The 17,911-nt window shown below is 72.1% G+C and carries 18 protein-coding genes; 6 read left to right on the plus strand and 12 right to left on the minus strand.

Going from position 1 to position 17,911, the window contains the following annotated elements:
• Window positions 1–91: 91 nt before the first annotated feature.
• From ACIA77_RS24120 to ACIA77_RS24145, 6 genes are all read right to left on the minus strand, one after another.
• The gene (locus ACIA77_RS24120) at window positions 92–859 is read right to left on the minus strand and encodes an SDR family oxidoreductase (protein WP_395888209.1); all 768 of its coding nucleotides are present in this window, start codon (window positions 857–859) and stop codon (window positions 92–94) included.
• Window positions 860–929: 70 nt separating this feature from the next.
• Window positions 930–1,268: a VOC family protein gene (locus ACIA77_RS24125; protein WP_395888210.1), complete on the minus strand. Its 339-nt coding sequence runs from the start codon at window positions 1,266–1,268 to the stop codon at window positions 930–932.
• Entirely contained in the window at window positions 1,268–1,774 is a 507-nt protein-coding gene (locus tag ACIA77_RS24130; RefSeq protein WP_395888211.1) for a flavin reductase family protein, read from the minus strand. Before ACIA77_RS24130 ends, ACIA77_RS24125 begins: the two co-directional genes overlap by 1 nt.
• Window positions 1,767–2,939, minus strand: a complete 1,173-nt coding sequence (locus ACIA77_RS24135) for an LLM class flavin-dependent oxidoreductase (protein ID WP_395888212.1) — start codon at window positions 2,937–2,939, stop codon at window positions 1,767–1,769. Before ACIA77_RS24135 ends, ACIA77_RS24130 begins: the two co-directional genes overlap by 8 nt.
• 26 nt (window positions 2,940–2,965) lie before the next feature.
• Window positions 2,966–3,754: an alpha/beta fold hydrolase gene (locus ACIA77_RS24140; protein ID WP_395888213.1), complete on the minus strand. Its 789-nt coding sequence runs from the start codon at window positions 3,752–3,754 to the stop codon at window positions 2,966–2,968.
• Window positions 3,748–4,374 (minus strand): hypothetical protein, encoded by a 627-nt coding sequence (locus tag ACIA77_RS24145; RefSeq protein ID WP_395888214.1) that lies wholly within the window; start codon window positions 4,372–4,374, stop codon window positions 3,748–3,750. Before ACIA77_RS24145 ends, ACIA77_RS24140 begins: the two co-directional genes overlap by 7 nt.
• A gap of 216 nt (window positions 4,375–4,590) precedes the next feature.
• Between ACIA77_RS24145 and ACIA77_RS24150 the strand changes: the two genes are divergently transcribed.
• From ACIA77_RS24150 to ACIA77_RS24170, 5 genes are all read left to right on the plus strand, one after another.
• Window positions 4,591–5,403 carry a PaaX family transcriptional regulator C-terminal domain-containing protein gene (locus ACIA77_RS24150; RefSeq protein WP_395888215.1) on the plus strand — a complete coding sequence of 271 codons (813 nt, stop codon included), beginning with the start codon at window positions 4,591–4,593 and terminating at the stop codon, window positions 5,401–5,403.
• A gap of 76 nt (window positions 5,404–5,479) precedes the next feature.
• The gene (locus ACIA77_RS24155; RefSeq protein ID WP_395888216.1) at window positions 5,480–5,719 is read left to right on the plus strand and encodes a hypothetical protein; all 240 of its coding nucleotides are present in this window, start codon (window positions 5,480–5,482) and stop codon (window positions 5,717–5,719) included.
• Between the two features lie 3 nt (window positions 5,720–5,722).
• On the plus strand, window positions 5,723–7,333 hold the full coding sequence (locus ACIA77_RS24160) for an FAD-dependent monooxygenase (protein ID WP_395888217.1): 1,611 nt from the start codon (window positions 5,723–5,725) through the stop codon (window positions 7,331–7,333).
• A complete protein-coding gene (locus ACIA77_RS24165; RefSeq protein WP_395888218.1) occupies window positions 7,330–9,378 on the plus strand; it encodes an acetate--CoA ligase family protein in 2,049 nt (682 codons plus the stop codon). The genes ACIA77_RS24160 and ACIA77_RS24165 overlap by 4 nt, the downstream gene beginning before the upstream one ends.
• Window positions 9,359–11,050 (plus strand): (2,3-dihydroxybenzoyl)adenylate synthase, encoded by a 1,692-nt coding sequence (locus ACIA77_RS24170; protein WP_395888219.1) that lies wholly within the window; start codon window positions 9,359–9,361, stop codon window positions 11,048–11,050. The genes ACIA77_RS24165 and ACIA77_RS24170 overlap by 20 nt, the downstream gene beginning before the upstream one ends.
• Before the next feature lie 452 nt (window positions 11,051–11,502).
• Here ACIA77_RS24170 and ACIA77_RS24175 read toward each other — a convergent pair whose 3' ends face one another.
• From ACIA77_RS24175 to ACIA77_RS24200, 6 genes are all read right to left on the minus strand, one after another.
• A complete protein-coding gene (locus ACIA77_RS24175) occupies window positions 11,503–12,765 on the minus strand; it encodes an MFS transporter (RefSeq protein ID WP_395888220.1) in 1,263 nt (420 codons plus the stop codon).
• Window positions 12,766–12,937: 172 nt separating this feature from the next.
• A complete protein-coding gene (locus tag ACIA77_RS24180; RefSeq protein ID WP_395888221.1) occupies window positions 12,938–13,837 on the minus strand; it encodes an MBL fold metallo-hydrolase in 900 nt (299 codons plus the stop codon).
• A 64-nt stretch (window positions 13,838–13,901) separates the two neighbouring features.
• Window positions 13,902–14,594, minus strand: a complete 693-nt coding sequence (locus ACIA77_RS24185) for a Crp/Fnr family transcriptional regulator (protein ID WP_395888222.1) — start codon at window positions 14,592–14,594, stop codon at window positions 13,902–13,904.
• Between the two features lie 29 nt (window positions 14,595–14,623).
• Window positions 14,624–14,914 carry a DUF1330 domain-containing protein gene (locus tag ACIA77_RS24190; protein ID WP_395888223.1) on the minus strand — a complete coding sequence of 97 codons (291 nt, stop codon included), beginning with the start codon at window positions 14,912–14,914 and terminating at the stop codon, window positions 14,624–14,626.
• Between the two features lie 299 nt (window positions 14,915–15,213).
• Complete coding sequence (locus tag ACIA77_RS24195; RefSeq protein WP_395888224.1) at window positions 15,214–15,561, minus strand: DUF1330 domain-containing protein; 348 nt, start codon at window positions 15,559–15,561, stop codon at window positions 15,214–15,216.
• Between the two features lie 192 nt (window positions 15,562–15,753).
• Window positions 15,754–16,632, minus strand: coding sequence for an alpha/beta fold hydrolase (locus ACIA77_RS24200; protein WP_395888225.1), 879 nt, complete (start codon window positions 16,630–16,632; stop codon window positions 15,754–15,756).
• Window positions 16,633–16,880: 248 nt separating this feature from the next.
• On the opposite strand from ACIA77_RS24200, the gene ACIA77_RS24205 reads away from it, so the two are divergent.
• Window positions 16,881–17,903, plus strand: coding sequence for an NADP-dependent oxidoreductase (locus ACIA77_RS24205; RefSeq protein WP_395888226.1), 1,023 nt, complete (start codon window positions 16,881–16,883; stop codon window positions 17,901–17,903).
• The last annotated feature ends 8 nt before the right edge of the window (window positions 17,904–17,911 follow it).

The raw sequence follows: 17,911 nt of genomic DNA on the forward strand, positions 1-17,911 counted from the left end.
TGAACTAGAGCGACTCTAGCACGGCCCAGTTCATTGAGCGAACTAGCCCGAGATCAGGTCCATGCCCCGCGCGCACCGTTCGGACAGCCGGTCACCAGTCGATCTCGGTCATCAGGAAGGGCCGGTCCTCCGGCGCCGCCTTGCGCGCTTCCAGAACGCTCTTGGCCGGCGCGCCGCCCGGCACGCGCAGCGGTGGCTCGGCCTGTTCGATCGTGTCGGCGACCGTGGCCGCCACGGCCTCCGGGGTGACGACCTCACCGCGGAGAACGGCGAGTGCGTCGAGCAGGGGCGCGTACGGATCGGCCTCGTCGAAATGCACCTTGGCGCGCTCGCCGCCACCCGACGAGACCGCCCCGGGCTGCACGAGGCTCACCTGGATGCCGAACCGCCGGGTCTCGATGGCCAGCGTTTCGGCGATCGCCTCCAGCGCCCACTTGGTCGCGCCGTACGGGCCGATCAACGGCAGCACCATGCGGCCTTGGATGCTCGAGACGAACACGAGCCGCCCCGCTCCCCTCGCCCGCATGGCCGGCAGCACGCCTTGCGCCACGCGCAGCGCGCCCAGGGTGTTGAGCCGGAAGAGCCGCTCCACCTCGTCGAGGGGGACGCTCTCCAGCGGCGCGCGCACGCTTTCGCCGGCGTTGCTGACCAGGACGTCGACTTCGCCGGCGTCGCGGATCGCCGCGTCGACGCTGTCCTGATCGGTGACGTCGAGGCGCAAGCGCCGGTCCACCGGCAGCTCGGCGAGCGTCTCGGGCCGGCGCGCGGTGGCGATCACGCGGTGGCCGCGACCGGCCAGTTCGATCGCGATGGCTCGGCCGATGCCCCGGGACGCACCGGTGATGAGGACGGACGACATCGTGGTTCTCCTTGTTCGTGGCTGGTGTTCGCCGCACGCGCGGGACACAGTGGACGGTGGAAGGGCGCCGTCACCCCGCGTGGGAGCGCTGGATCAGCATGATGTGGTTCCCGTCCGGATCGGTCAGCTGGACGCCGCCCGCTTCGCCCTCCGGCAGCGCGCGGCCGCCTGCGGCGAGTGCTTGCGCGAGTGCGGCTTCGACGTCGTCGACCAGCACGGCGAACGCGGGCCGCGACGGGCGTTTCGGGTCAGCGGGCCCGCACAGCGAAAGCGCGACGTGCTCGGACGCCAGACCGGCCCACCGGTCGCCGTCGGCTCCGCGCTCGACGCAGCCGAGGGCGCGGTAGAACGCCGCCGAGCCGGCCACTTCGGACACCGGCAGGACGCAGAACCTGATCGCGTTCCTCATCACGCCGCCGCTTCCGGACTCGGCAGCACGTGCAAACCGCCGTCGTGGAACACGAGTGGTCTCCGGCCGAACGCCTCCGCCGCCTCGACGCGGCCCACGGCGATCTCGTGGTCGCCGCCGGGTTGCACGCCCTCCAGGGAGCATTTCAGCACCGCCGACGTCCCGTCGAGGGCGGGCAGCCCGTCCAGCCAGTGCCACGCCAGCCCGGCGAACTTGTCACCACCGGAGCGGGCGAACACCTGGGCCGCGGTGCGCTGATCGGCGGCGAGCATCTGCACGAGGAACCGGCCGGTGGCCCGGATGTGCGGCCACGTCGTCGAAGAGAGCGCGGCGCAGAACAACACGAGCGGCGGGTCGAGCGACAAGGACGTGAACGAGTTCACCGCCAGGCCCACGGGCGCACCGTCCGCGCCGACGCTCGTCACGACCGCGACCCCGGTCGGCCAGGCACCGCAGGTCCTGCGCAGCTCCTCCGCCCCGACGCGAGTGCCCGGCCGGCTAACCACGGCCCGGCTCCGCGCCACCCGGGGCGGCCGTCGCCGAGAGCCCGGTGAGCTTGGGCTTGACCTCACTCGCGAACGTCTCGATCCCCCGCACCGTTTCGTCGTGCTCGAGGAAACCGGCCTGGCCCATGAGAAGCAGGTGGCCGAACCCGCCGACTCGTTCGTAGAAGCGCTCGATCTGCCCTCGCACGGTTTCGGGGCTGCCGGCGAAGACGATCCCGCCGTCGATCATGTCCTGCAGGCTCATGGAGTTGAAGTCGTACGCCGATCGCTGCCCCGCCAGACCGGCGGCGCGGACGAAGTACGGCGTGTAGCCCGGCGGCTGCACGTGGTGGAAGGGCACCTTGTTCGCTGTGACGTACCACATCAGCTTCTCGGCGCCGGCCAAGCCTTCTTCGTCGGTCCGTCCGGTGTGGACGAGTGCGGCGTAGGCGAACCGGTCGTCACCCGGCACCGGCCGGCCGAGCTGCGCGCACTTGGCGCGATAGGCGTCGAAGACCTCGCGGGTGCCGTCGAAGCCGGTCAGGAACGTCGCGATCACGTGGCCGTGCTCGGCGATCCGGCCGGCGCTGGGGGCGGTCATGGCGGTGATCCACACCGGCGGGGCCGGCTGCCGGTAGGGCCGCGGCCAGATGTTCACGTGCCGCTGCTGGAAGAACCGGCCCTCCCAGTTGAACGGACCGTCGTGGGTCGTCCACGCCTTGAGGATGAGGTCGTGCGCCTCCCACATCCGCTCGCTCATCATGACCGGTTTGCTGTTCACCGCGGACACCTCGTACGGCACGCCGCGGACGAACCCGACCTCCAGCCGGCCGCGGCTGAGCACGTCGACCAGCGCCATCTCCTCGGCCACGCGCACCGGGTCCTTGCGGTTGGCGATCGGGTTGCCCAGGATCAGGATGCGGGCGTGTTCGGTGCTGCGGGCCAGCACACCCGCGATCACCGGCGCCGCCGGGTCGAGGCAGGTCGCCGTCTGGTGGTGCTCGTTGATCATCACGTTCAGCCCCGCCTGGTCCGCCACCTCCCACTCCTTGAGGTAGCGGTCCCACAGCGCGGCCGCCTTCTCCGGGTCGATCACCCCGTTGGGCAACTGGACCCGGACGGACTCGTACGTGTCCTCGGGCGGCAGGTACGGGTACGCGGTTTCGCTGAAGTGCCAGAACTCCATGGGTCGCCTCCGAAAGTCGATGCGGGTCAGCGCGAGAATTCGCGGATCAGGCCGGCCAGTTCCGCGGGCCGTTCGACCTGGGGCCGGTGCCCGGCCCCGGCCAGCACTTCGAACCGCGCGCCCGGGATGGCTTCGGCGAACGACCGGCCGTAGCCGGGGCTGACGATGCGGTCCGACTCGCCCCAGACCACGAGGGCCGGCACGTCGATGCGGCGCAGCCACCGGCGCAGGCGGGGGTTGTGCAGGTAGGGCTCCCAGCCGTAGCAGGCCAGAGCTTCTTCGTTGCGGGCGATGCGCAACACCGTCTCGCGTTCGGCGCGGGTCAGGTCGCCCGGGCCGTGGGCGGGATCGTGGAACGTGCGCGCGTCGAGCTCTTCCCGGGTCAGGTGGAACACGTCGGCGATCTCGCGGTCCGTCGGGCCACCCGTCTTGATGCCCACGGGGTCGACCAGGACCAGTCTCGTCAGCCGCGCCGTGGAACGGATCGCGATCTCCGCGGCGACCCAGCCACCGAACTGGCAGCCGACGAGCGTGACGTCGTGCGCGTCGATCCGGTCCAGCCAGTCGAGGTAGACGTAGGCGAGGTCTTCGACGCTGTCCAGCCAGTCCGGCCGCGGGGACAGGTCGAACCCGGGGTGGCTGGGGGCGAGCACCGTGGCGGTTTCGGCGAGCCGGCCGATGAACTCGCGGTCGTCGCGCACGCCCTCGACCCCGTGCAGCAACAGCGTGGCCGGCCCGGAGCCGGTGGTGGAGACGTCGAGGACCACCCCGTCGGACACGGCGGTCCCGGTGGTCTCGTCGGTGAGTGTCAGCATGCGTGACTTCCTTTCGCCGCTTCGGTCGGAACCGGGGCTTGCAGACCGAGATCGCGGGCGATCCCGGTGCTGATCCACTGGTCGTTCGGGTCGAGCGTCTGGTGGGCGTCCGGGCCGGACTGGTGCGCGCGCAGCCGCCGGGCCGGCCCGACGGCCGCGCCCGGGCGCAGGTAGAGCACCGCGCCACAGCCGGCATCGGCGACGCGGCGCAAGGCTGCGGAAAGGCGGTCGGAGCAGCCGCACACGTGCGAGCCGAGCGCGTCCCCGAGCACGCACTCCACCTGCACGGCGACCGGCACGTCCTGGCGGTTCGCAGGCTCGCCCAGCACGAGGGCGAGGTGCTCGCCGCCCAGCGCGTCGCGGTAGCCGATGGCGCGGAACCGCGCCTGCGGCAGAGGCAGCACCGTCTCCACGACGCGCGTCACGCCTCGGTGCGCGCGGTCGTCGAGCACGTCGGCCACTTCGAGCACCGGGAGGTCGAGGCGCCCGGCTAACTCGGCCAGGTACGGCAGGCGCGCCGGCTCCCCGGCCTCGTCGAGGACCTCGCCGACGAGGACCACGAGCTCTCCGGCCCGGAGTGCGGCGAGGGCGGCCGCCACTCGCGTTCCCCGATCGGTCATCACCGCCTCCCAACGTCGTTGTGCAGGCGATGGTGCGCCGCGACCTGGGCGCCGGTCTGTGACTTGCGTCGGTGGGAGCGGTGACTGCGTTGTGCCGGCGGTGCGCACCCGAGCTCGGGGCCGAGGGGCCGCCAGATCGATTATGATCCGCAACGTGGACGAACGTCGGAAAAATGCATCACGAAAACCAGGTACGAAGACCACCAGGAGCAGGCGGTGAAGGCGCGCTCGCTGGTGTTCGACCTGTTCGGGGACTACCTGCGCTACCGGGGCGGAGAAGCCCGGTTGCGCGGCCTGATCTCCCTGCTCGCCTGCTTCGGCATCCCCGAAGCCACCGCTCGCGTGGCCGTGACCCGGCTGCGCAAAGAGGGCTGGCTGTCGGCCACCAAGCAGGGCCGGGAGACCGTGTTCGCGCTCACCGACACGGCCTGGCAGATGCTCGACGAGGGCCGCGAGCGCATCTTCCGGCGCAGCACCGGGCCGTGGGACGGGCAGTGGCACATGGTGATCTACCAGGTGCCGGAGACCGAACGGGCCCTTCGCGAGCGCCTGCGCAAGCAGCTGGCCTGGGTCGGCTTCGGACCGCTGTCCTCGTCGGTGTGGGTCAGCCCGCACGACCGGACCGGCCAGGTGCGCCAAGCGTTCGCGGAGGACCCGGCGGTGCAGCTCGACGTGTTCCACTCGCGATCCGAGGACATCGCCTCCGACCGGGCGATCGCGGCCCGGTGCTGGGACCTGGCCACGCTCGACGCCGACTACGCCGGCTTCCTGGACGACTACCGGCCGAGGCTGTCCACCTATCGCCGAGATCCACCCGAGGGGGCGGACGCGCTGGTGGAGCGCATGCGGCTGATCCACGACTACCGGCGCTTCCCGTTCCACGACCCGGACCTGCCGCCCGAGCTGCTGCCCGAAGGCTGGCGGGGCCGCCGGGCCCACGAGCTGTTCCTCGAAGCGCACGGGCTCCTGCGCGCCCCGGCCGAGGCCGCCGTGACCGACCTGGTGAACGGGTCGGCCAAGACACCTTGATTGGTGTCACTTTGCAGACGACCGTCTTCGATGTGTTGTACATTGGGCCCCGGTTCCCGTGAGGAAGGACGGCACCATGACGACCACGGACCCGCTGCCGGAGACCGCTCCGCAAGAGCAGGCCGAGCCCGACCGGCTGTACGCGGATTTCGCGGCCGCGCATCAGAATCCACTGTGGACACCGCACGAAGGGTTGCCGCCGCAGGGCAAGACGTTCGAGCGGAGCACGCCGGGCGGTGCCGAGCCCCCAGGGTACCCCACCGGGAACTCGGCGCTCACCGGCGAGCTCCGCACCACCTGCGTCGCGGGAGGCTGAGCCGTGCGCATCGCAGTCGTCGGCGGCGGGCCGGGCGGGCTGTTCTTCGCCACCCTGCTCCGGCGGGCCGACCCGGCCACCGAAGTCACCGTGTTCGAGCGCAACAAGCCGGACGACACGTTCGGCTTCGGGGTCGTGTTCTCCGATCGCACGCTCGCCGGGATCCACGAAGCGGATCCCGTGCTGCGCAAGGCACTGGCCGAGCACGGCACGCACTGGGACGACATCGAAGTCCGGCTCAAGGGCGAACGCCTGCGCTGCGGCGGCAACGGCATGGCGGCGATCGTGCGCAAAACCCTGCTGTCCCTGATGCAGCAACGCGCGGGGGAGGTCGGCGCCGACCTCAGGTTCGCCACCGAGGTCCGGCTGTCCGATCTGGACGGCTACGACCTCGTCGTCGCCGCGGACGGCACCGGCTCGCTGATCCGCGAAGGCCTGACCGCGGACCTGGGCGTCGAGGTCGACACCGCCACGGCGAAGTTCATCTGGTTCGGCACCGACCACGTCTTCGACAGCCTCACGTTCCTGCACGAACGCGGACCCCACGGCGTGTTCGCGGTGCACGCGTACCCGATCAGCGAGGACGTGTCCACGTTCATCGTGGAGACCGACGAGGAGTCCTGGCAGCGCGCCGGCCTCGACGAATTCGACGTGAGCCGGCCGCCGGGTGTCAGCGACCTGGCGTCCCGCGACTACCTGCAGACGCTGTTCGCAGAGCACCTCGACGGGCACCGCCTGCTGGTCAACAACTCCCGCTGGGGCAACTTCCGCACCCGGCGCAGCCGTACCTGGCACAGCCTCGATCCCCGGCCCGTGGCGCTGCTCGGCGACGCCGTGCACACCGCGCACTTCTCCGTGGGGTCGGGCACGAAGATGGCCATGGAGGACGCGGTGGCGCTGTCCGCTGCGCTCGCCGCGCACCCCGGTGACCTCGAAGCGGCCCTGACGGCCTACGAGGCGGCGGCCCAGCCGTCGGTGCGCCGGATCCAGGACTCGGCCCGGCCGAGCCTGGCGTGGTGGGAGCACTTCGGGAGCTACTACGAGCACTTCGAACCGTGGCAGTTCGCGTACCACTTCTTCACCCGCAGCATCAGCGACGCGCGGCTCGCCCGTCGTGCGCCGGAGTTGGCGGGCGCCTCGCACCGCGAATGGGTAACCCGGCACGGTGCCGAGCCGCTCGACACGCCGTTCGAGCACCGCGGCTGGACCAGTCCCACCCGCGCGGTCGCTGTCGTGACGCAGCACGAAGTCCCGGCCACCGTCCTGACCGGCGGCCGGCCGCTGGCCTTGACCGAGCGCGCACCCGACCGCGCCGACGGCGAACCCTGGGGCGCGCGGGTGGCCGCACCCGAGACCGAGCAGGGGCTGGCCGGGGCCCATCGGCTGCTGGCCGAGCTGGCGGACCACCACCCCGCCGTGGCTGCGGTGCACGGCGGCACCAGCCTCACGCGCTCGCTGCTGTGCGAGCGAGCGCGACTGCGGCACAGGCTGCCCGCGTTGCTGGTCGACCCCGCTCTCGACGCCGACCAAGCCGCCACCGCTGTGCTGTCCGGCCGCGCCGACCTCGTCGGGGTGCCGGTCGCGGTGCTCCGGGAGTGGGGAGTGCCGGCATGACCGGCCCGCTGGCGCCGCTGTTCCGGCCCACCCGGATCGCCGTGGTCGGCGCCTCTCGCAGTCCCGGCAAACTGGGCGCCGCGCTGGCCCGCTCGCTGGCCGGCTTCAGCGACGGCACCCGCAGCGTGGCACTCGTGAACGGCCGGGACGAAGCCATGTACGGCTCGATCGGCGCCGCCGCGGCGGACGAGCCGGTCGATCTGGCCGTGATCTGCGTGCCCGCCCCGGCCTGTCCGCAGGTGCTGGCCGAGGCCGCCACCGCCGGGGTGCGCGCCGCGGTCATCTGCGGCGGCGGGTTCGCCGAGGCCGGTGGCCGGGGTGTGCTGTTGCAGGACCGGCTGGCCGAAACGGTCGCCGCGGGCGGGATCCGGCTGCTCGGGCCCAACACGAGCGGCTTCTTCTCCCCCGGCACCGGGCTCACCGCCAGCTTCGTGCCCGGCGCCGTCTCGGTGCCGGCCGGTGGGGTCGGCGTGGTCGCGGCGAGCGGCGGGGTCAACCACGCGCTGGCCTTCCTGCTCACCGAAGCCGGGCACGGCGTGAGCCTCGGCGTCGGCTTGGGCAACAGCGTTGACGTGACCGCCGCCGACGTGCTCGACCACCTCGCCGACGACCGCGCGACCAAAGCGATCGCCCTGCACGTCGAATCGGTGGCCGACGGCCGTCGGCTGGTCGCGGCCGTGCGCCGGGCAGCCGCCGCGAAACCGGTCGTGGCGCTCGTGGTCGGGCGGCACGACGTAAGCGCTTTCGCGGCCTCGCACACCGGGGCCTTGGCGACGTCGTGGCGCACGACCAGGGCCGCGCTGGCCCAGGCGGGCGCGGTGCTGGTGGACGACGAACGGGAACTCGTGGACGCCGTCGGCGCGCTGGCTGTGCACCGGCTGCCGCCGCTGGCCGAGCCGGGCGCCGGGGTGCTGACCGCGCAGGCCGGTCCGGGCCTGCTGCTGCTCGACGAACTGCGCGGCCGGGGTGCCCCCGTGCGCGAGTTCTCCGCGGCCACGCAAGGGAAACTGGCCGAGCTCCTGCCGCCGCTCACGTTCCAGCGCAACCCCGTGGACACCGGACGGCCGGGCCCTGAGCTCGGCGCGATCCTGGCGGCGGTGACCGCGGACCCGGCCAGCGACGTCGTCGCCGGATACGCGTTGCACGAACCGGACGCAGTCGATCTCGTCGCCGCGATCGCGGGCTCGGGACCGAACGCGGTGCCGGTGGTGTTCGGTGTCGGCGGCGCGGGCGAAGCGGTGCTCGCGGCCCGCCGCGACCTGCTCGCCACCGGTGTCGCGGTGGCGCCGGACCCGCGCGGCGTGGCCACCGCGACCGCCGCGTTGCTCGCCGACGCCCGGGCCCGGCACCGCGTTTCGGTTCCGGCACACCGGGAAACGGCGGTCGTTCCCGCGCTGACCGCCGCGGCGTTCGACGAAGACGCGGCCAAGGACGTGCTGGGCCGGCTGGGGATCGCCACCCCGCCGCGGCGCGCGTGCGCCGATCGCGCCGCCGCCCACGCGGCGCTGGCCGAGCTCGGCGGGCCGGTGGCGGTCAAGCTGCTCGACGCCGCCACTTTGCACAAGACCGAAGTCGGCGGCGTGCACCTCGGGGTGCGCACCCCGGCAGAGCTCGACGCCGCGCTCGACGCGATCGGTGCGCGGCGCTACCTCGTCGAGCGGATGGCACCGTCCGGTGTGGACCTGGTCGTCGGCGCTCGCCGGGATCCGGTGTTCGGCCCGGTGGTCCTCCTCGGGCTCGGCGGGACGACGGCAGAGGCGCTCGCCGACGTGGCCATCCGCCTGGCGCCGTTGCCCGAACACGAAGCAGCCGGGATGAGCGCGGAACTCGCCGGCCACGCCGTGCTCGACGGCTGGCGCGGGGGCCCGGTGCTGGACCCCGCTCAGGCCGCGCGCGTCATCACCGCGCTCGGCGACCTCCTGGTCTCCGAACCCCGTCTCACCGAGATCGAGATCAACCCGCTCCGGCTCACCCCCGACGGCCTGATCGCTCTGGACGCCGTCATCATCACGCGAGAGGCCGACGATGCCCACTCCGACACGTGAGTACACCGTTGCTTGGCCCGAGGCCGAAGTCGCGCGCTTCGTGGCCGCCGGCTACTGGGCCGGGCAACCCCTCGGCACGCTGATTCAGGCCGCGGGCGCGGGGGCCGCACCTGCTCTCATCGACCCGGGGAACGACGTCCGGCTCAGCCACGGCGAGCTCGCGGAGCGTGCCGACGCCGCGGCCGCGCGGCTGCTCGACCTGGGCCTCGAGCCGGGCGACCGGATCGTCGTGCAGCTGGGCAACGAATGGGTGTTCGTGGTGCTGCTGCTGGCGTGCCTGCGTGCTGGGCTGGTGCCGGTGATGGCGCTGCCCGCCCACCGCCGCAGCGAACTGGCCTACCTCGCCGTGCACGGCGAGGCCTCCGCGATCGCGGTGCCGGACCGGCTCCGGGACTTCGACCACCAGGCGCTGGGCCACGAACTGGCGGCCGACGTCACCTCCGCCACCGGCGGCCCGTGGCACGTGCTGGTCTCCGGTGCCCAGGTCGCCGACGGCAGCGTGGACCTCCGCGCGCTGTGCGGACCGGCGGCCGATCCGGCCGCCGATCGGGCCCGGCTGGACGCGCTCGCCCCGGACAGTCGCGACGTGGCCGTGCTCCTGCTCTCGGGCGGCACCACCGGCCTGCCCAAGCTGATCGCCCGAACCCACGACGACTACGCGTACAACGCCCGCGCCAGCTCCGTCGTGGCCGGCGTCGACGCCGGGTCGGGCTATCTCGTCAGCCTGCCGGCCGGGCACAACTTCCCGTTGGCCTGTCCGGGAATCCTCGGCGCGCTGCTCGCCGGCGGACGGGTGGTGCTGCTGCCCTCACCCGAGCCGGACCGGGCGTTCGCGACGATCGCGGCCGAGCGGATCACGCACACCGCGGTCGTGCCCGCGGTCGCGAGCCGGTGGCTCGAGCACGCCGCCGAGCACGGGTCGGAGCAGCTGGCGTCGCTGCGCGTGCTGCAGGTCGGCGGCGCGCGGCTGGCCGACGAACTGGCCCGCCGCATCGGCCCGGTGCTCGGCACCACGCTGCAGCAGGTCTTCGGCATGGCCGAGGGCCTGCTCAACTACACCCGCCTCGACGACCCCGAGGACGTCGTCTGCGGCACGCAGGGCCGGCCGCTCTCCCCCGCCGACGAGGTGCGGCTGGTCGACGAGGCCGACCGGGACGTGCCCGAAGGACAGCCGGGCTCGCTGCTCACCCGCGGCCCCTACACCCCGCGCGGCTACTACCGGGCCGCCGAGCACAACGAGCGCTCGTTCACCGCCGACGGCTGGTACCGCAGCGGCGACATCTGCCGCCGGACACCGGGGGGTTACCTCATCGTCGAAGGCCGCGACAAGGACATGATCAACCGGGGCGGCGAGAAGATCTCCGCGGAAGAAGTGGAGAACCTCGTCTACCGCCTGCCGGGCGTCAGGCAGGTGGCCGCCGTGGCCATGCCGGATCCCGCCCTGGGCGAGCGCGTCTGCGTCTACGTGGTCGCCCAGCCGGGCGCGACGATCACGCTCGAGGAGATCCGCGCTTCGATGACGGCCGCCGGGATCGCCCGGTTCAAGGTCCCCGAACACCTCGTGCTCGTCGACCGGCTGGTCAGCACGAAGGTCGGGAAGATCGACAAGAAGGCCCTGCGCGCGGACATCGCCGACCGACTGGCGGCCGGCGAGCCGGAAGCGTCCAGGTGACCGGCCGGCACGACCTGACACCACGGTCCCCTGGGTCGAGGAGGACGCCACGCGGTTCATCGCCGCCCTCGACCGCATCAGCGACGACGAGCTGCGCGAACCCTCCTGCCGGCCCGGCTGAACGCGTGCCCACGTCGCGCGCAACGCCGAGGGACTGATCCGGCTGGCCGCGTGGGCCCGGACCAGCTCGGGAACGCCTGTGTACGCCGGCCAGGTCAGCGGAAGGCCGAGGCCGCGGGTCCACGATGGACAGTCGATTCAGGACCACTGTCGCGGGCACGAGAACGACGCGACAGCGGCAGCCGCGGTAACCGCGAATACCTGTCGCGCCACACGCTCGAGCACCACCGTGCGCGGTGATTCCGGGACCTTGACGAGGCCGGCAAGGGCGTGCGACGAGTGACAGACACGTCCTCGTCGCACGCCTGAACCGGCCCGGGAAGCACAGCCGCCTACGAGGCCGCCGGAACGTCTTCCGCCGTGCCGCCCTGCTGCCGGGCCATGGGTTCGTCATCACCGACGGGGACGCCGACTCGTGGCACCAGCGAAAGCGCGACCGCGCACAGCACCAGCACCGCCGCGCAGAAGACGAAGAACCACGTCGGCCCGACGGTCGCGCCGATGATCCACCCGCCGGCGAGCGGGCCGAAGATGGCGCCGACCCGGCCGAGGCCGTTGTTGAGGCCGAAGGCCGTCCCGCGCACTTCGGCGGGCACCCCGATGGCCACGACGTTGCCGATCATCGTGGTGGTCGACCCGGCTCCGGCGCCCAGGAGCGCGATCGACACCCACGCGAACCCCGGCGTGTGCGCCGCGAAGACGCACCCCGCCAAGCCGACGAGGCCGATCCCGGTCGAGAGGAGGCCGGCGGTGCGCGCGCTGCTCCGGTCGGCGAAAACACCGAGCGACAGCGAACCCAGGAGGGCGGAGACCGTCAGCAGCAGGCTGAACTGCAACGAAGAGGTCAGCGTGTAGCCCAAGTCCTTCATCGACGTCGTGAGCCAGGTCGACATACCGTTCCACACCAGCATGTTCGCCGTCGTCGCGAGGATGCAGGCGGTCAGCAGCCGCCGGTGCCGGGGTCGCAAGACCTGCGAAAGCCGGACCTTCCCGGGCCGGTTTCCCGGCGCTCGCACCGGCCGGGCCGGCAGGACGAGCGCGGTCGCGGCCAGCGCGACCAGCGAGATGCCGGCGCCGATCCAGAACAGCGCTCGCCAGCCGAGCGTCGGCAGCACCGGGATCGCGATCAGCGACGCCGCGGCCCCGCCGATGAGGATGCCGGAGCTGATCCACGTCAGGGCGAGGTTCATCCGCTGGGCCGGGGCAGCGGATCTGGCCGCGACGATCGCGGCGGGGATGTTCCCGCCGACGGCGAGGCCCAGGACGAAGCGGAACACGCCGAGCTGGACCGGCGAACCGGCAACGGCGCAAGCCGAAACGCCGAGGGCGAGGAACACCGTCATCGTCAGCAGGATTCGGCGAGGGCCGAACCGATCGACGAAGCGGCCGCTCACCACCGAGCCGATCAGCATTCCGAGGTAGGTGGCGCTCCCGATCAGGCCGGCCTCGGCTTTGGACAGGTCCCAGCTCGGTTCGACCAGGAGGCCGGGCAGGACGGCGCCGAAGACGACGATGTCGTAGCCCTCGGCGAAAATGGTCAACGCGGCAACGGCCGTGATCAGGTGCCAGCCGTGCAACTTCGTTGGTGCAGGCAAAGTGATACTCCTCGTGAAGTCGGAATCCGGCGGTCCAGGTGCATCCCCCCTTTGCCGTACCGGTGCGCCGGCAACGGCGCCGTACTCGGGTGTTCGGCTCCTTCCGCGTGAGCTGAGGCGGGCGGCTCGCCGAGGCGAGCCGGCCGGAACGGGTTCCGGACGAGAACGGATCTCAGACGTTCGTCCAGGAGTCGATGCGGAACCCGCTGCCGGCAGCACTGATCCGCGCACCCCGGCCGCCGGGGAAGTGGCCGCCGAAAACGGGCGCGGAGTGCTCCGCCGCCCAGCCGAGCAGCCGGATCCGGGACTCGGCGGCCGCAGCGGGGTCGGCGTCGAGCACGTTGCGTTGCCCGGGGTCGAGGATCTGCATGGGGTGGTGCACCAGGTCGCCCGCGAGCAGCGCGTGCTCACCGCCCGAGGAGATCGTGACGGCGGCGGCGCCCGGCGAGTGACCCGGCGCGGCGACGAGCCGGACGGCGTCGTCGATGACTTGCTCTTCGCCTTCCCACAGCTGCGTTTTCGCGTGTTCCGCGACGGGCGCGACGCTGTCGAGGAAGGCGGACACGAACCCGAGCGGGTCCGGGGCGTCGCCGCTCTTCGCCATTTCCGACAGCAGCTCGAAGTCGGGTTTGGGCAGCAGGTGGGTCGCGTTCGGGAACGTCGGACGCCACTCCCCGTTCTCGAGTGTGGTGTTCCAGCCGATGTGGTCGGGATGCAGGTGCGTGCACACCACCAGGTCGACGTCCTCCGGTCGCACCCCGAGCGCGGCGAGGTTGCCGAGGTACCCGGTGTCGAGGTCGGCGAACGGGGGCACCCCCGGTCGCGGTTTCCCGTTGCCGATCCCGGTGTCGACGAGGATGGTCCGGCCGCCGCTGCGCACGAGGAAACTCTGCGCGCACAACCACGCGTCCTCCGACTCCGCCGACCAGAAAACCGGTTCGAGCCAGTCCTTTTGGGCCTCCCACTCCAGCCGGTCGGAGTCCGGCAGGAGTTCCGGCCGGGTGAACAAGCGATCGCGCCACTCGTCGACCCGGTTGACTTCGACGTCCCCGAAAACGGTCTTGTCGGTCATGGGGATTCCTTCCCGATTTCGTGGTGGACGAGCGCGGGGGCAGCCGGTGCCCGTCCCGCGCTCGTCAGCCTTGGGGGTGGTCCACCTGGCCTGCGGCCAGTTCGTGAAGACGAGCCGGATCGAGCAGCCGCAACCCGGCGCTCGTCCGCTCGACCAGCCCCTGCTCGCGCAGGGTCCGCAGCGCGCGGGCGATGACTTCGCGCACCGACCCGATCGACTGCGCCAGCTCGTGCTGATCCGTGACGACCACGAGCCCGGCGTCGGTCCGCTCGGCGAGTTCGAGGAGGTGCCGGCAAACCCGTTGCAGCACCGGCTCGAAGATGTTGCCGCCCAGCACGTCGATGACCTCGTACGAGATCTGCGCCATCTGGCCGGCGAGGTGCCAGGCGACGCCGGCGTCCGCGGCAGCCAGTTCCCGCAGCAGAGCGCCGCTCATCATCGTGAGCTCGCAGTCGGTGACGGCGTAGGCCGTCCACGGGGTCGTGCCCGCGATCGCCGACGGCAGCCCGAGCAACTGGCCTTCGCCGGCGTAGCGGATGGTCGCCGTCCGGCCGTCCGCGGTCACGAGCTGCACCCGGGTGTGTCCGCTGTGGACCAGAGCGAACGTGGGACCGGCGTAGGCCTCACCGATGCTCTGCCCGGCCGGGATGTGCACCACCACCGACGACCCCAGCAACGAGTCGCGAACGGACACCGGTAGCGGAGCCAGCGGACTCGCCTGCCAGGCGCGGAGGCTGCGTTCTCTTTGCGCGGTCACGGGAACTCCTCGACGCTGTGCTGCGATCATCACGCGTCGGCCGTGACCCACAGGTGGTCGGTCGCGGCCGTCGAATGGCGCAGCGGTCGCGCGTTCACGTAAGTCTCGGACTCGTACCAGCGGTCGAACTCCGCCCGGCTGCCGAATTCGACGATGATGAGCCGCCCCGGGGACTTTCGTCCCTCGACCGTCTTGTTCTCGTCGCACAACGCCTTGATCGACGCATCGAACCCTTCGAGGCTGGCGATCGCGGCCTGGATGTAGGCCTGGTGTGCCTCAGGGTCGTGGACGTCGGTTCCGGCGAGCATGTAGACACTCATCGCGTTCCTCCTTGAACAAGACAAGAGCAGCACGTCGCCATGGAGCGAATCACGGTGGCCGCACCGGGGCAAAGCAGCGCGTAACTCAGGTCACGCGACCGTCCGACCGCGGTGGCGCAGCACGGATTCGGCGCACCGACGGGCCCGACGACCGCGGTGCGGATCGTCGGGCCCGGTGGCCGGTCGCGGGTCTTCACCCGGCCGAGTTCGAGCAGCCGGGGTGTCCGGAGTGGACTTTCCCTGCCTGAGCGGGGTCGGCGCTCGCCCTCCATCCCCGGCAGGCCGGGGCACTCGGCGCGCTACGACTCCGGCCGCAGCAGGGGGCGCAGGTCGTCCAGGCGGTCGAACAGGTGCCAGACGTACGAGGACGAGCCGTTCTCCCGGTGCGGGTGCAGGTCGGCCAGGGCCGGGTCGGTGCGGTAGCTGTCGAACGCCGCGCGCGACTCCCACTCGACGACGATCATGACCTTGCGGGGCTCGACGTCCCCGGTGATCGACTCCTGGAACCGGCCCAGCGCGACAACGCGACCACCGTGCGCGGCGACCTCCCTCGGGGATCGCCGGGAGTAAGCCAAGTACTCCTCCCGGTCGGCGATGTCGAAGAGGTTGAGCGCGTAGACCGGTCCTCCGTCGTGCGGCTGCGACATGCGTGCTCCTCAGTCGAATTCGTGGTGCACAGGCCGGGAAGCCCACCGCTCGAGCCAACGAATGCCCGGGTGCCGGTTCGCCCGCTTCCCCGCCTGTTCCTCGTCGTCACCGTAGACCTGCAGGCGATCTCTGCGGCTGCCCTCCAGTTCGGCGGGCCGCCGCAACACGTCAGTCCAGCGGGTGGGCCCCGATCATTCGGCCGTGCGGTAGCGGCGCTCCAGGAACGAGAGCACGTCCCGGACGAACCGCCGCGGGTGTTCGAGGTTGGGCAGGTGGCCGCACTCGTCGTACACGTGCAGTTCGGCGTCCGGGAGCCGGCCGGCGATCTCGTCGGCGTACCCGGGCTCACGCAGCGGGTCCTGTGCGCCGGCGATCACCAGGGCCGGGACGCGGAACCGTTCGTAGGCGATCGGATCCTTCCGGCCGAAGTGCTCGCCGCCGTGGTCGGGCGGGGCGGGCGCCGCGCCGGTCGCCGGCGGGCGCAGCCGCGCGGACGCCGCGCACTGCCACGCGCCGGGCTCGAGGCTCAGTTTGTGGCGCCAGGCCACGAATTCGGGGTCGTCGGTCAGCCGGCTCGAGTACGTGGCCGTCCGCAGGAGTTTCGCCATCCCGGCCTCGGTGAGGTCGTACTCCTGGATCGCGGAGCGGGCTTCGTTGAACGGGATGAACCCGCCACCGCTGGCCAGCACCGCGACGGCCGCCGGGAAGAGCGGCTCCTCGCCGGCGAGGTCTTCGGCGAGGTACGTCCCGCCCATCGAGTTCCCCACGAAGGCCGCGGATTCGATGCCCAGCGCACGCACCGCGGCCGCGAGGTGCCGCACGCGCCGGCCCTTGGGGTCCGCGAAGTCGATCACCTTGTCGGTCTTGCCGTAGCCCAGCCAGTCGGGGGCGAAGACGTGGTAGCCGGCGTCCGCCAGCCCGGGAATGGTCTCCGACCACGAGGCTTCGGCGCACGAGCCGTACTCCCCCGAGTGCAGCAGGACCACCGCGGGACCGGCCACCGGCCCGGCCTCGAGGTAGTGGGTGCGCATGCCGTCGACGGTGACGAATCGGCTCTCGGTCACAGCCACGTCGGTCTCCTCCTCATCCGCGGGCCCGTTCCGGACTCGTCGGAGCCGAGCCCGGAACGGGTGTCGTCGCCATGGTCGTCGCGGGCCGCCGAGCTGTCGGCGACCTGGCTCCGGCCGGGTTGTAACTGGAGGCACACAACCCCGGTGCGACCGCCGCAGGACCGAAGTCACTGCCCGGGAACCCGCGGCGGAACAAGATGTCGTGCGAGTCCCCCCAGCCCCGCGAAGAACGCAAGGAAAGAAGCCACATGTCGACGAATCCGACGCACACCCGGCGCTACGTTCTCGCCGCTCGGCCCGCCACCACGACCGGGCCGCTCGAGGACGGGGTGCTGCGCTTCGAGGACGATGCCCCCGTGGCCGCGCTCCACGACGGTCAGGTTCTGGTGAAGGTCGGGTGGCTCTCGCTGGACGTCGCGACCCGCGGCTGGATGAACGACGTGCGCAACTACTTGCCGCCGGCGCCACTCGGGGAGGCGATGCGCGCGCTCGGCGCGGGCGTCGTCACCGACTCGCAGCACCCGGGCTTCACCGCCGGCGACCGCGTGTCCGGGCTGCTGGGCTGGCAGGAGGACGCCGTGGTCGACGGCTCGGCGCTGCGCAAGATCCCGGACGGTGTGCCGCCGCAAGCCGCCCTCCACGTGCTCGGAATCTCCGGTCAGACGGCCTGGTTCGGCCTGCACGACATCGGGCGTCCCCACGCGGGTGAGACCGTCGTCGTGACCGCGGCGGCCGGCGCCGTCGGCTCGATCGCGGTGCAGCTCGCCGTGGCCGCGGGTGCCCGCGTGATCGGTGTCGCGGGCACCGCCGGAAAATGCGCGCAGGTGCGCGAACTCGGCGCGGCCGACTGCGTGAACTACCGCGAGCAGGACGTCGAGGCGACGATTGCGGAACTGGCCCCGGACCGGGTGGACGTGGTCTTCGACAACGTCGGCGGGGCGATCCTCGACGCGCTGCTGCCCCAGCTGGCGGTGAACGCTCGGGTGGTGCTGTGCGGCGCCGTGTCCCGCTACGCCGGCAGCGGCCCGGTGCCGCTGCGCAACTGGTTCCACTTGCTGCCGAACCGGGTCCGGATGGAGGGCTTCATCTACCTGGACCACCAGGACCGCTTCGACGTGGCCGAAGCCGACCTGCTGCCCCGGGTGCGGCGCGGCGAACTCCGCTGCCAGGAGCACGTCATCGACGGGCTGAAGGCCGCCCCCGACGGGATCCGGCTGCTGCTCACCGGCACCAACAACGGCAAGGTGCTGGTCAAGCTGGACCAGGACTGACCCGGTCA

Origin of the sequence: Amycolatopsis sp. NPDC051903, from assembly GCF_044452505.1 — a bacterium.
GTDB lineage: Bacteria > Actinomycetota > Actinomycetes > Mycobacteriales > Pseudonocardiaceae > Amycolatopsis.

Coding starts and splice junctions, on each gene's coding strand:
- ACIA77_RS24120 (WP_395888209.1), bottom strand. CDS start 859: ATGTCGTCCGTCCTCATCACCGGTGCGTCCCGGGGCATCGGCCGAGCC.
- ACIA77_RS24125 (WP_395888210.1), bottom strand. CDS start 1,268: ATGAGGAACGCGATCAGGTTCTGCGTCCTGCCGGTGTCCGAAGTGGCC.
- ACIA77_RS24135 (WP_395888212.1), bottom strand. CDS start 2,939: ATGGAGTTCTGGCACTTCAGCGAAACCGCGTACCCGTACCTGCCGCCC.
- ACIA77_RS24140 (WP_395888213.1), bottom strand. CDS start 3,754: ATGCTGACACTCACCGACGAGACCACCGGGACCGCCGTGTCCGACGGG.
- ACIA77_RS24145 (WP_395888214.1), bottom strand. CDS start 4,374: ATGACCGATCGGGGAACGCGAGTGGCGGCCGCCCTCGCCGCACTCCGG.
- ACIA77_RS24155 (WP_395888216.1), top strand. CDS start 5,480: ATGACGACCACGGACCCGCTGCCGGAGACCGCTCCGCAAGAGCAGGCC.
- ACIA77_RS24165 (WP_395888218.1), top strand. CDS start 7,330: ATGACCGGCCCGCTGGCGCCGCTGTTCCGGCCCACCCGGATCGCCGTG.
- ACIA77_RS24170 (WP_395888219.1), top strand. CDS start 9,359: ATGCCCACTCCGACACGTGAGTACACCGTTGCTTGGCCCGAGGCCGAA.
- ACIA77_RS24180 (WP_395888221.1), bottom strand. CDS start 13,837: ATGACCGACAAGACCGTTTTCGGGGACGTCGAAGTCAACCGGGTCGAC.
- ACIA77_RS24190 (WP_395888223.1), bottom strand. CDS start 14,914: ATGAGTGTCTACATGCTCGCCGGAACCGACGTCCACGACCCTGAGGCA.
- ACIA77_RS24195 (WP_395888224.1), bottom strand. CDS start 15,561: ATGTCGCAGCCGCACGACGGAGGACCGGTCTACGCGCTCAACCTCTTC.
- ACIA77_RS24205 (WP_395888226.1), top strand. CDS start 16,881: ATGTCGACGAATCCGACGCACACCCGGCGCTACGTTCTCGCCGCTCGG.